The sequence below is a fragment of the Methylobacterium sp. E-025 genome (genome assembly GCF_022829705.1).
GTDB lineage: Bacteria > Pseudomonadota > Alphaproteobacteria > Rhizobiales > Beijerinckiaceae > Methylobacterium.
This window is the reverse complement of the sequence record NZ_JAKSYR010000187.1, coordinates 1-12,846: the sequence shown is the minus strand read 5'-3', so window position 1 is coordinate 12,846 and position 12,846 is coordinate 1. Positions and strand designations below refer to the sequence as shown.

General features: G+C 71.8%; 7 protein-coding genes and 1 pseudogene. 1 reads left to right on the top strand and 7 read right to left on the bottom strand.

All coding sequences use genetic code 11. The features are described from left to right. Positions 1–140 precede the first annotated feature (140 nt). Entirely contained in the window at positions 141–1,046 is a 906-nt protein-coding gene (locus MKK64_RS26540) for a LysR family transcriptional regulator (protein ID WP_147726135.1), read from the bottom strand. Between the two features lie 91 nt (positions 1,047–1,137). On the opposite strand from MKK64_RS26540, the gene MKK64_RS26535 reads away from it, so the two are divergent. Further along, positions 1,138–2,019, top strand: coding sequence for an aldo/keto reductase family oxidoreductase (locus tag MKK64_RS26535; RefSeq protein ID WP_147840766.1), 882 nt, complete (start codon positions 1,138–1,140; stop codon positions 2,017–2,019). Positions 2,020–2,081: 62 nt separating this feature from the next. Here the strand turns inward: MKK64_RS26535 and MKK64_RS26530 are convergent, their stop codons facing one another. The 6 genes and pseudogenes from MKK64_RS26530 to paoC form a co-directional block, all read right to left on the bottom strand. After that, complete coding sequence (locus MKK64_RS26530; protein ID WP_147840765.1) at positions 2,082–3,410, bottom strand: HlyD family type I secretion periplasmic adaptor subunit; 1,329 nt, start codon at positions 3,408–3,410, stop codon at positions 2,082–2,084. Beyond that, positions 3,407–5,131 (bottom strand): type I secretion system permease/ATPase, encoded by a 1,725-nt coding sequence (locus tag MKK64_RS26525; protein ID WP_243938670.1) that lies wholly within the window; start codon positions 5,129–5,131, stop codon positions 3,407–3,409. Before MKK64_RS26525 ends, MKK64_RS26530 begins: the two co-directional genes overlap by 4 nt. A gap of 103 nt (positions 5,132–5,234) precedes the next feature. Then, positions 5,235–7,730, bottom strand: a complete 2,496-nt coding sequence (locus MKK64_RS26520) for a hypothetical protein (RefSeq protein WP_243938668.1) — start codon at positions 7,728–7,730, stop codon at positions 5,235–5,237. A 315-nt stretch (positions 7,731–8,045) separates the two neighbouring features. Further along, a pseudogene (locus MKK64_RS26515) lies at positions 8,046–9,194 on the bottom strand (metallophosphoesterase). 124 nt (positions 9,195–9,318) lie between these two features. Continuing rightward, positions 9,319–10,431 carry an FAD-binding domain-containing protein gene (locus MKK64_RS26510; RefSeq protein ID WP_243938666.1) on the bottom strand — a complete coding sequence of 371 codons (1,113 nt, stop codon included), beginning with the start codon at positions 10,429–10,431 and terminating at the stop codon, positions 9,319–9,321. Positions 10,432–10,556: 125 nt separating this feature from the next. After that, positions 10,557–12,776: an aldehyde oxidoreductase molybdenum-binding subunit PaoC gene (gene paoC, locus MKK64_RS26505; RefSeq protein ID WP_243938664.1), complete on the bottom strand. Its 2,220-nt coding sequence runs from the start codon at positions 12,774–12,776 to the stop codon at positions 10,557–10,559. Between the last annotated feature and the right edge of the window lie 70 nt (positions 12,777–12,846).

The following is a 12,846-nucleotide window of genomic DNA, read 5'->3' as shown; positions in this document are numbered from 1 at the left end:
CACGCAAGCGGCCACGCTCCGGCGGGACAGGCGGTCCCCAGGCTCGATCGGCGGCGGCCCTCGGGTGCTCGGCAGGGTGCGCTCGCGTCGTGCCGGCGCGCCCTGCGCCCCTTCCGCTCACCGCGCGGCCGCGCCCGCGATCAAGCGGTCTTCGGGTGCCGGATGAAGTCGACGAAGGCGCGCAGCGGGGCCGGCACGAGTCGCCGGCCCGGATAGTACAGGTAGGGCCCCGAGAAGCGCGGCCACCACGCTTCGAGGACCGGTTCCAATGCCCCGCTGGCCAAGTGCGGCCTCAACCAGTCCTCGAACAGGGTGATGACGCCGGTCCCCGCGATCGCCGCCTCGACGGCGAGGTCGGTCGCGGCCCCGACGCGCACGAGCAGCGGCCCTGCCGGATCGACCTTCACGGTCTCGCCGTCGCGCTCGAACTCCCAGGCCATCTCGACCCCGCTCGGGAAGCGGCCGCGCAGGCAGGCATGGCCGAGGAGGTCGCGCGGATGCTCGGGCCGGCCGTGACGCGCGAGGTAGGCCGGCGCCGCAGCGGTCGCGAAGCGCTGCACGCGCGGCCCGATCGGAACCGCGATCATGTCCTGCTCCAGGCGCTCGTCGTAGCGGATGCCCGCGTCGCATCCGGCGGCGAGCACGTCGACGAAGCCGTCCTCGGCCAGGACCTCGAGACGGATCTCGGGATAGGCGGCGAGGAAACCCGGAACGATCGCGGGCAGCACGAGGCGCGCGGCGCTGACCGGCACGTTGAGCCGCAGCGTCCCGGCCGGCCGGTCGCGGAAGCCGTTCACCACGTCGAGCGCCGCCTCGACCTCTGCGAAGGCCGGGCCGAGCCGCTCCAGCAGCCGTTCCCCGGCTTCCGTCGGCACCACGCTGCGGGTCGTGCGGTTGAGGAGGCGGACGCCGAGCCTGTCCTCGAGCCGCCGAACCGCCTCGCTCAGGCTCGATGCGCTGGCGCCGCTCATGCGTGCGCCCTCGCGAAAACCCTGCCCGCGCGCGACGACGAGGAACGCGTCGAGATCTCCGAGATCGGCCTTCATCGTTCGCCCATCCGCACAGCTTGTGCGGATTGTGCCCCATTCTCGCGCACGGTCGCAACGTCCAGTTACGTCGGGTCACAGGAGAAGCACCATGTCCCTCATCGATCAGGCCGGCACGTTTCGGATCGGCCACCGTTCCGTGAAGCGTCTCGGGTACGGCGCGATGCAACTCGCCGGGCCGGGCGTCTTCGGACCGCCCAAGGATCGCGACGCGGCGCTCGCCGTGCTGCGCGAGGCGGTCGCGAGCGGCGTCGACCACATCGACACCAGCGACTTCTACGGACCCCACGTCACCAACCAGCTGATCCGGGACGCGCTCGGCCCGTATCCGCACGACCTCACGATCGTCACCAAGGTGGGCGCGCGGCGCGGTTCCGATGCGTCGTGGAACCCGGCCGCGTCCGACGCCGACCTCGCGGCGGCCGTCCACGACAACCTGCGCCATCTCGGGCTCGACCGGCTGGCGGTGGTGAACTTCCGGGCCATGCTCGGCGACGGGCACGGGCCGGCCGAAGGGTCGATCGAGGCGCCGTTGACGGCGCTCGCCGAGCTCCAGCAGCAAGGGCTGATCCAGCACATCGGCCTGTCCAACGTGACGCCGACCCAGGTCGCCGAGGGACGCCGGATCTGCGAGATCGCGTGCGTGCAGAACCACTACAACCTCGCCCATCGCGGCGACGACGCGCTCGTCGACGCGCTGGCACGGGACGGCATAGCCTACGTGCCGTTCTTCCCGCTCGGCGGTTTCAGCCCGCTGCAATCCGCGGGCCTGTCCGCGGTGGCCGAACGGCTCGATGCCACGCCGCTGCAGGTGGCGCTCGCTTGGCTGCTGCGCCGGTCGCCCAACATCCTGCTGATCCCGGGGACCGCGTCGCTGGCGCACCTGCGCGAGAACCTCGCCGCCGCCGCGCACCACCTGCCGGACGACGCGCTGGCGGACCTCGACCGGGTCGGCACCGCGACCCAGGCGTGATCGACCGGGCGGCGGCAGGCCGCATCGGCGAGCCTGCCGTTCGCGACGGGGGAATCGGTCGCCTACTTCTCGCGGAACGCGCGGCGTGCCTGATCGACGAGGGGCTTGGTCAGGTAGGAGAGCACGGTGCGGTCTGCGGTGCGGATGAAAGCTTCCACCGGCATGCCGGGCATCAGCTTGGCGCCGTCCAGCCGGCCGAGCTCGTCCTTCGTCACCCCGAGGCGCACGAGATAGTAGAAGCTGCCGGTACGCTTGTCCTCGCTCACGTCGGCGGCGATCCGGGTCACGCGTCCGTTCAGCTCCGGCGTGGTGCGCTGGTCGAAGCTCGGGAAGCGCAGGCCCGCGGCCTGGCCGGTCTGGAGCCGGTCGATGTCCTGGGGGGCGACGCGCACCTCAACCACCAGGGAATCGGCCGTCGGAACGATCAGCATGATCGGCTCGCCCGGCGCGATCACGCCGCCGCGGGTGTGGACCGACAGTTCGTGCACGTAGCCGGTCTGCGGCGAGCGGATGTCGATGCGCTGCAATTGGTCGAGGGCGGTGATCTTCTGCTCGGTCAGGGTCGCGGCCTTGGCGCGGTTCTCCGCCAGCTCCTTGGCGACGTCGCTGCGCAGGTTCTGCTCGAGCTGGATGATCTGAAGCTCGGTCTCGGAGACCTTGCCCTTGGTCTGCGCGATGTTGGCGACCAGCACGCCGCGCTCGCCCTTCAGCCGGGAGATGTCGCGCTCGAGGCTGGTCAGGCGCGTCAGCTGGATGAGGTTCTTCTTCCAGAGGCCTTCGACGCCCTCGTACTCGCGCCCGATGATCGCGGTCTCCTGCTCCTTGGCGACCGACTGCTCGACGAGCCCCTTGATCTCCTCCTTGAGCTGCCCGATCCGCTCGCGCAGCTGCGCCTTCTGCCCCTCGCGGGCGTCGCGGCGGAAGTGGAACAGCTTGCGCTCGCCCTCGACGATGCGGGCGACCTCGGGTCCGGCTTCGGCGAGGCCCTTGGGGAACGCGACCTCGTCGCGGCCGTCGCGCTCGGCTTCCAGGCGTGCGTTGCGGGCGGCGATCTCCCACAGGCTCTTGGTGACGCTGTCGTAGGTGGCCCGCGCCGTCGTGGCGTCGAGGCGGATCAGCAGGTCGCCGGCCTGGACGCGCGCGCCCTCCTCGATCGGCAGCTCGGCGACCACGCCGCCGGTCGGGTGCTGCACCTTCTTGATGTTGCTCTCCACCACGAGCGAGCCCGTGGCTATGATCGCGCCGGACAGCTCCGTCGCCGCGGTCCAGGCGCCGGCGCCGGTCGCGACCGCGATGATCGTGGCGACGCCGGCGATGTGCCGGCGCAGGGAGCGCCGGGTGTCGCGCGTCGGATCCGGCTCGGGCCGGTTCGGCGTGTCGGCCTTCGTCATGCGACCCTCGTCGGTGTCTGCCGGGTGAGCGCGCTCAGCTGCGCCAGGACGTCGTCGCGGGGCCCGTGCAGCTGCACGCGGCCGTCGCCGAGGACGAGGATGCGGTCGACCGCGGTCAGCGCGCTCGGGCGGTGGGCGATCACCACGGCGATGCCGCCGCGGGCGCGTACCGCCTGGACGGCGGCCGACAGGGCGCGGTCGCCCTCGACGTCGAGGTTGGAGTTCGGCTCGTCGAGGACGACGAGGAACGGGTCGCCGTAGAGCGCGCGCGCCAGGGCGATCCGCTGGCGCTGGCCGCTCGAGAGGCCGAGGCCGCCGGCGCCGACGCGGGCATCGTAGCCGCCGGGCAGGCGCAGCACGACCTCGTGGACGCCGGCCGCCTTCGCGGCCGAGAGCAGCGCCTCCGGGTCCGGCTCGGGATCGAACCGGGTGATGTTCTCGGCGATGGTGCCGTCGAACATCTCGATGTCCTGCGGCAGGTAGCCGATCGAACGGCCGAGGGCGTCGGGGTCCCACTGGTCGATGGCGGCGCCGTCGAGGCGGATCACGCCGCGGCTCGGCCGCGCCAGGCCGGCGAGCGCGCGGGCGAAGGTGGACTTGCCCGATCCGCTCGGGCCGATCACGCCGAGCGCGCTTCCGGGGGCGAGCGCCACGTTGACGTCGTGCAGCACCAGCGTGTCGGTCCCCGGCACGGCGATCGACAGGGCGGTGACGCGCACGCTCTCCCGCGGCGCCGGCAGCGGCGTGAGGGCGGCCGGCTCCCGCGGCGGCAGGAAGGCGACGATCCGGGTCCAGGCCTGGCGCGACGCCGAGAACGACTTCCAGTTCGCGATGGCGAGATCGACCGGCGCCAGCGCCCGGGCCGAGAGGATGGTCGCGGCCAGCATCACGCCGGCGGTCGCTTCCTCGCGCACCACGAGGTAGGCGCCGAGGCCGAGGATGCCCGATTGCAGCACGGTGCGCATCAGGCGCGCCGTCGCGCCGAAGCCGATGGCGAGGTCGTTGCCGTCGGTCGCCACGTCGAGGTTCCGGCGCGCCCGGGCCTGCCACAGCGTCGCGATCCGCGCGCGCATGCCGAGCGCCGAGAGCAGCGGCGCCGTGCGGTGCGCCATGTCGGTGAAGGCGCGTTGCTCGCCGGCCACCCGGACGCCCTCGCGGGTTGGGCCGGCCGAGGCCCAGTCGGTCAGGATCGTCAGCAGGCACAGGACCACCGCGCCGCCGGCGATCGCGGTGCCGAGCCAGGGATGGAACAGGAAGCAGACCGCGATGTAGAGCGGCACCCACGGCAGGTCGAAGAAGGCGGTGAACGCCATGCTCGACAGGAAGCCGCGCACCGTGTCGAGGTCGCGCAGCGCCTGCGGGCCGTCGTCGCCCCGCGGCGTCTCCGACCCGCGAACCAGCAGGGTCCGGAAGATCCGCGCGCCGAGGCGCTCGTCGACGAGGCGCCCGAACCGCGACAGGATCCGGGCGCGGAACACCTCCAGCACGCTCTGGATCAGGAACAGCATCAGCGCGATGCCGGCCAGCCCGACCAGCGTCGCGATGCTGCGGCTCGGCAGCACCCGGTCGTAGACCTGCAGCATGAAGATCGGCGCGGTCAGCATCAGCAGGTTGATGAGGCCGCTGACGATCATCACGGTCGCCAGCGAGGCGCGCCCGGCTCTGGCGGCAGCCCAGAACTCCCGGCGCTTGGCGATACGCAGCACACGTTCGTCGATCACGAGACGGTTCCCCGGCTTGCAGGATCAGGCAGAGACGATTCGGCAGGGCAAGTCGGCGGAAGAGGAAGCCCCCGCCGCGTCGGGCGGCGAGGGCTCGGATGGGTCAGAGGCCGAGGAGGTGGATCCCGGTCGTCGCGGTGTGCGGCGTCGGGTCGACATGCGCGGCGTCGACGTGGCCGCCGAGATCGATCGCCGCGATCCCGAGATCGAGGGGCAGCCCGTGCGAGGCCCCCGCATCCGCCGCTGCGGTCGCCGTGGGGGCGACGTCGAGGAGGTGGCCGACGAGCGCATCTCCGCCCCCGCCGCCGGCCTGCGGGAAGACGATGCCGTCGCCCGAGAGCAGGCCGGCATGGAGCAGGCCGGGCTGATCGGCTGGCACCGCGATCGCGCTCGCCTGGACGGTGTGGGCCGGGTCCGCGCTCGGGGTCAGCACCGCGAGATTCGCCGCCGGCGTCGGCGTCGCCGGGCCGGCCGCCACGTCGATCAGGGGATGGGTCCCGGCATCGTCCGCCGCACCGCTGGTGAGACCGCCGAGGAGGCCGCCGACGGGATTGGATGCGCCGCCGGCGCTGCCCAGGATGCCGGTCACCGGCGAGAGAACGCCGTCGAGCGGCGTGCCCGCGCCGGCCCCGCCGACACCGCCGAGGGCCCCCGTCACGGAGCCGAGGACGCCGTTCGCGGCGTCCGCGACGTGCCCGAGATCGCCCGCGACCTGCCCGACCGCCGCCGGTCCGCTGCCGGTCAGAACGGCACCCGGCAGGTTGGCGACGTCCGTCAGCAGGTTGCTGGTGTCGCCCAGCTCGCCCAGCCCGACGGTGTTGCCGAGCCCGATCACCGAATGGATGGGATCGTTCAGGACCGGCACGTCGTGGCCGATCTGCTCGAGGCCGGCATGGATGCCGTCGATGACCCCGTTGGCGAGGTCGCCCACCGGCTGCAGCGGAGCGCCGGCGCCGAGGAGCGCACCCGTGGCGCTCGTGCCGGCGCCGCCGGTCAGCCCGCCGACGACCGACGTGACGGGAGTCAGGAGCCCGTCGACGGGCGTGCCGGTCGCGATCCCTCCGGCACCGAGACCATCGAGGCCGCCGAGGATCCCGGTGGCGGAGCCGACGACACCGCCCGCGGCGTCGACCACGTGCCCGACATCGCCGACGATCTGCCCGATCGCCGCCGGTGCGTTTCCGCTCAGGATCGCGCCCGGTAGGTTGACCGTGTCCGTCAGAAGGTTGCTGGTGTCGCCGAGCTCGCCCAGCCCGACGGTATTTCCGAGCCCGATCACCGAATGCAGCGTGTCGTTGAGGATCGGCACGTCGTGGCCGATCTGCTCGAGGCCGGCATGGATGCCGTCGATGACCCCGTTGGCGAGGTCGCCCACCGGCTGCAGCGGAGCGCCGGCGCCGAGAAGCGTGCCCGTGGCGCTCGTGCCGCCGCCGGTCAGGCCGCCCAGTCCGCCCAGTCCGCCCACGAGACCGGTGACGCCTCCGAGAAGACCTCCGGCCGCGTTCGTCACCGCGCCGACATCGCCGAGGATCGGCAACAGCGCCGCCAGACCCTCGCCGCCGAGGAGATTGCCGGGCAGGGCCACGACGTCGGTCACGAGGTTTCCGCTCTCGCCGAGATGGCCGAGGCCGATCGTCTCGCCGAGGTTGGTCAGGCCGTGCAGCGCATCGTTCAGGAGCGGGATCTCGTGGCCGATGTTCTCCAGCGTCGCGTGAATGTTGAGGACCGCGCCGTTGGCGAGGTTCGTTACCGGCGCGAGCAGCCCGTCCCCGGACAGCAGGCCGCCGGCGCTCGCCGCACCGGTCAGCGAGCCGACCAGCGTATCGACCGACCCGAGAACGTGGCCGAGATCGCCGAGGACCGGCGTCGCGGATTGGAGGCCGCCGCCGCCGAGGAGGGAACCGGGCAGGGTGGTGACGTCGGTCAGCAGGTTGCCCGCGGTGTCGAGATGGCCGAGCCCGAGGGTTTCGCCGAGGCCGGTGACGGCGTGGATCGGCCCATTGAGAACCGGGATCTGGTGGCCGACGGTCTCGAGCGTGGCGTGCACGTCGAGGACGGCCTGGTTCAGGATGCTGGTCGCGGGGCCGAGGATGCTGCCGCTGCCGACGAGGCCGTTGCCGGATGCCGGCACCGCGCCGACCGTCTCCGCCAGCGTTCCGGCGGCAGCGGCGACGCCGCCGGCATCCGTCAGCAGCGGATCGACCGCCTCGGTGCCGGTCGGGTTCGCGGCGACGCCGCCGAGATCGGTCAGAAGGTTTCCGGTCTCCCCGAGATGGCCGAGCCCGAGGGTCTCGCCGAGGTTGGTCAGCCCGTGGAGCGGTCCGTTCGCCGGAGCGACCTCGTGGCCGACCTCCTCGATCTGGGCGTGCGTCTGGAGGACGACCTGGTTGGCGGTGGCCTCGATCGCGTCGGGAAGCAGCGAGGCTCCGGTCTCCGTCGAGCCGCCGTCGACCGCGCCCTCGATCAACGAGGCGATCGGGCCGAGGCTTCCGAGCTGGCCCGTCGACAGGGCGGTCGAGGACAGCAACGCGCCGGGGCCGGCGAGCCATTCGAGCGAGCGGGTGGACGAGCCGAGCACGGAAAGGGGGGATGCGGACATGAAAACCTCCAGGTTTTCGATGCAACCCGATCTGCAACCATCGGTTGCATAATCCCGGTTCCGTAGTAAATGCTGAGTGAACGGTGGAGCCCGTTCGAGCGTCCGGGAACGACGACTGTGGTTCGACCCGGGTTCGACATCGCCGAGTCTCGGGGCGTTCGGTAGGTCGTAAGTAATCTCTACTCTATCCAGACGAGCGCTCAGAGAGGACTCGACGGCCGGCCGATAGATCGGCCGCGTGATCGGGCGACGATCCAAGCCGGCTGCTGGGTGCATCCCGAGGATGATCGTCGATGGGGGTGATCCGACGTTCGCCTATCCCGGCGCCAGGAGCCGAGCGGGATCGATGGACGCGTCGGCGCGGCGCAGCGTGATGCGCGTCAGCTCGGAAGGTCGGCCGAGCCTGAGGGCGAAGCCCGGCCACAACGCCGTGCCGTTGTTGACGTAGAGCGTCATGCCGCCGACCCGGTAGCGGCCCGAGACGAAACCGTCGTTGGCGCGGGCGAACAGGCGGTCGAACCCGCGCATCGTCCCGCCATGGGTATGTCCCGACAGCTGCAGCGCGACGCCGTGCGCGGCCGCCGCCCGCGCCCCCTTCGGCTGATGATCGAGCAGGAGGACGGGTGCGTCCCGCGGTGCCCCTGCGAGCGCGGCGTCGAGGTCCGGACCGGGGTGTCCCGTATGCGGCGCAGACCGATCGGTCACGCCGGCGAGCACCAGGGCGGCGTCGCCCCGCCTCAGCACCGTATGCCGGTTCGCGAGCGCCGTCAGGCCGAGTTCCGAGTACCGCCGCATTCAAGCGGGGTAGTCGAAGAAGTATTCGTGGTTGCCGGGCACGAACCAGACGCCGTCCGGTGCACCGAGCCGGCCCAGGGGCTCGACGTCGGCGCGCCGCGAAGCCGGGGCGCCGTCGATCAGGTCGCCGGTGATGACGATGAGGTCCACGCCGAGCCGGTTGGACCGCGCGACGACCTCCCGGGTCCAGGATGCCGGGAAGAGCCGGCTGATGTGCAGGTCGGTGAGCTGCAGGATCGTGTAGCCCTCGAAGGCGTCCGGCAGGTTCTCGATCGCGATGTCGACGTCCTTGAGCGCCGGCACGCGCACGGCCTGCTGGACGCCGAGCGCCGACAAGAGCATCGCCGCCGTCGCGGCCGCGTAGCGCCATCCGGCCGGAATCGCCCAGCCGCCCAGGGGCAGCGAGACCAGCGCGATCACGTCGAGCGCGAGCTGCATCACCGCCAGCAGCAGGATGGCGCCGAAGGCCCAGTTGAACAGAACCACCAGCCACTGCGGAAACTCGGGCGCGAACACCGAGCCGGACGAGAGGCGGCACCACAGGTGATACTGGGAGGCGACGAGCAGCAGCACGGCGATCCCGGCCTTCGCGGCAGGCGGGCCCGGCAGCGGCCAGAGCACCCGGGTCACGACGTACAGGCAGGGCAGGCTGAAGATCAGATGGAACATGGCGTTCCGGCTACGCTGAAAGCCGGGGTCCGGGCCAGAGCCGATGCGGGGAAATGCCGGCTTCGGTGCAGGCTGGGTCGTCGCGGCACCAGCCAGGCCGGGCCTGCATGAGGGCGCCGGACCGTCACGCCGCGGTCAGGCGCGGGATCGCGGAGCGCAGCCGGGAATATCCGCGATTGGAGAGCGGCCACGCCGCCTCGTCCCAGGGGCGCCGCACGCGCACGACCGCCTTGGGCAGCATCGCCGCCGACGGGCCGACGGGCGCCCAGGCCGTGACGACGGGTAGCCCGGCCGACCAGCCGGCGTCGGCCGGTGCCGCCTCGCAGCCGAAATGAGCGGCCGCCCGGTCCAGCGCATCCTGCATCGCGGCGTGATCCGCCGACCGGACGCGCTCGGACGCCCCCTCGGCATGAGCGAGCATGCCACCGATCCGCACGATGCGCGCCTCCCCGAGCGGAAGGCTCTCCGGGTGCAGGTCGTCGAGATGCAGCAGCAGCGCGACGTCGCCGGTCGGCGGCATGGCGGCAGCCGGCAGAGGGACCTCGCGCGGTGGCATCGCCTCGTCGAGGGCGTCCGGGTACTCGTCGAGCCCTTCGGGATCGAAGCGGTTCTCGGTGTAGCGCCGGATGTTCTCGGCGCGCGCGACGTAGTGCTTGCCCCGGGTGTGCAGCCCCGCCACCCAGCGCCAGGACAGCGTGTTGCTCGCCGGATCGCCGTCGACGAGATGGCGCATGAAGAAATCCGCACCCAGCGCCCAGGGCAGGCGCAGGGTGAAGATCCAGATCGAGGCGAACCACATCCGGGCGTGATTGTGCAGCCAGCCGGTCTCGACGAGGTCCCGCGCCCAGTCGTCGAAACCGTCGATGCCGGTCCGGCCCGCGACCGCGGCCTCGTAGGTCCGGCGCAGGCCGGGCTCCGCGGCGAGCCGCGCCCGATCCGCCGTGGCCAGCGCGAGGGCGTCGGTCCAGGCGGTCGGGTGGGTCTCGAGATGGCCCTTGAAATAGGTCCGCCAGAAGACCTCGGAGACGAACTTCTCGGTGCCGCCGTCGCCGAACGCGGCCTGGGCGGCGGCCACCACCTCGGCTTCCGTGATCAGGCGGCGCCGAAGGTAGGGCGAGAGCACCGACGTGGTCGGCCGCGCGTCCGGTCCGCGGTCGGTGTTGCGGGCACCGGCATAGTCGACGGCGGCGTCCGCGAGGAAGGCCGACAGGCGGTCGAGCCCGGCGGCACGGGTCATGGGAAAGCTGCGATCCATGCCGTCGAGCTAGCGCGGCGGCGCGCCGGCTTGGATGCGACCGATTCCCCGAACCCCGGCGGAGGCCGCCGGGGTGTATCCAGTGTCGAGCATGGCGCGATCGCGCGTCAGGCCGCCTCGGGCATGCGGTCGAGGAACTTGTCCAGGGTGAGCGGATAGTCCCGCACGCGGATGCCGGTGGCGTTGTAGACGGCATTCGCCACCGCGGCGCCCACGCCGCAGATCCCGAGCTCGCCGACGCCCTTGGCCTTCATCGGCGAGGACATCGGATCGACCTCGTCGAGGAAGATCACCTCCTGATGCGGGATGTCGGCGTGCACCGGCACCTCGTAGCCGGCGAGGTCGTGGTTGGCGAAGAAGCCGCGCTTGGTGTCGACCGCCAGTTCCTCCATCAGCGCCGAGCCGGTGCCCATCGTCATGCCGCCGATGACCTGGCTGCGGGCCGATTTCGGGTTGAGGATGCGCCCCGCCGCGCACACTGCGAGCATGCGCCGGACCCGGATCTCCGCCGTGTCGGCATCGACCCCGACCTCGACGAAATGGGCGCCGAAGGTCGATTGCTGCTGCTTCTTGGAGAGGTCGCCGAACTCGATGGTATCCTCGGCCGTCAGCTCGCCCCGGCTCGCGGCCTCGCCGAGCGGAACCGCACGGTTGCCGGCCCGCACCTGCCCGTCGGCGAAGACCGCGTCGTCGGAGTTGATGCCGAGACGCTGCGCCACCGCCTCGCGAAGCTTGACGCAGGCCGCGTAGACGCCGGCCGTCGACGAGTTTCCGCCGAACTGACCGCCCGATCCCGACGAGACCGGGAAGGCGGAATCACCGAGCCTGACCGCCACCTTGTCGAGGGTCACGCCCATCATCTCGGCGGCGGTCTGCGCGATGATGGTATAGCTGCCGGTGCCGATGTCGGTCATGTCGGTCTCGACCGTGACGGTGCCGGCTCCGTCCAGCCTGACCCGCGCGCCCGACTTCAGGACCATGTTGTTGCGGAACGCCGCGGCCATGCCGACGCCGACGAGCCACTGCCCGTCCCGCACCTGGCCCGGCCGTGCATTGCGCTTGGACCAGCCGAAGGTTTCGGCCCCCAGCTTGAGGCAGCCGACGAGGTCGCGGTGGGAGAACGGGCGCTTCGGGTCCTGCGGGTCGACCTGGGTGTCGTTGCGGATGCGGAATTCCACAGGGTCGATCCCGAGCTTCTCCGCCATCTCGTCCATGGCGACCTCCAGGACCATCAGGCCGGGCGCCTCGCCCGGCGCCCGCATGGCGTTGCCCTCTGGCAGGTCGAGATGAGCGAGCTTCATCGCGGTGAGCCGATTGGCACCGGCGTAGAGCAGCTTGGTCTGGCTCACCGCCGTCTCGGGATCGCCGTCGGGCAGGTTGCCCGACGTGCTCTCGTGGGCGATGGCGGTGATCGTGCCGTCCTTGGTCGCGCCGATGCGCACGCGCTGGATCGTGGCCGGGCGATGCGTGGTGTTGTTGGCGATGAGCGGGCGGGTCAGCGCCACCTTCACCGGGCGCTGGAACGCCTTGGCGGCGAGGGCTGCGAGCACCGCGTCGGCCCGCACGAACAGCTTGCCGCCGAAGCCGCCGCCGACGAAGGGTGAATCGAGGCGGACGTTCTCCTTCGGCACGCCGAGGATCTTGGCGAGGCTGCCATGGCCCCAGCCGATCATCTGGTTCGAGGTCCAGAGCGTGACCTTGTCGCCGTCCCAGGCGGCGATGGTCGCGTGCGGCTCCATCATCGCGTGGCTCTCGTCGGCTGTGGTGTAGCGCTCGTCGAGCGTCACCGGCGCCTGCGCGAACGCCCCCTCGAAATCGCCGACGCGTTCCTCGCCGTCGCCGCCGCTGCCCTCGCTGCTGTCGCCGGGCACGGGCGGCGCGCCCTTCGCCTCGGCCGCGAGATCGAACTTGCCGGCCTCGGGCGCGTAGTCGACCGTCACGAGAAACGCCGCGGCGCGGGCCTGCTCGAACGTCTCGGCGACGACGACCGCGACGGCCTGGTGGTAGTGCTGGATCTCGTCGCCGCCGAACAGGTAGGCGGCGTTCATCATGCCCCGCTCCAGCCGGGGATGCTCCAGGGTCGTCACGACGCCCACGACCCTGGGCGCCGCCTTGGCGGCCGCCGTGTCGATGGCGCGGATGCGGCCCTTGGCGATGCTGGACCCGAGCACGTAGCCGTAGGCCTGGTTCGGCACGACGTCGTGGCGCTCGTAGGCGTAGGGCGCGGTGCCGGTGGTCTTGTACTTGCCATCGATGCGGTCGGTCGGCTTTCCGACGACCTTGAGCTGGTCGATCGGGTTTTGGCCGGCGGGCTGGTCGAACTTCATGGCTTCAGGCCCTCGCTTGGTTGAGCGCCGCGGACAGGGTCCGCTCGGCGAGCGTCAGCTTGTAGGCGTT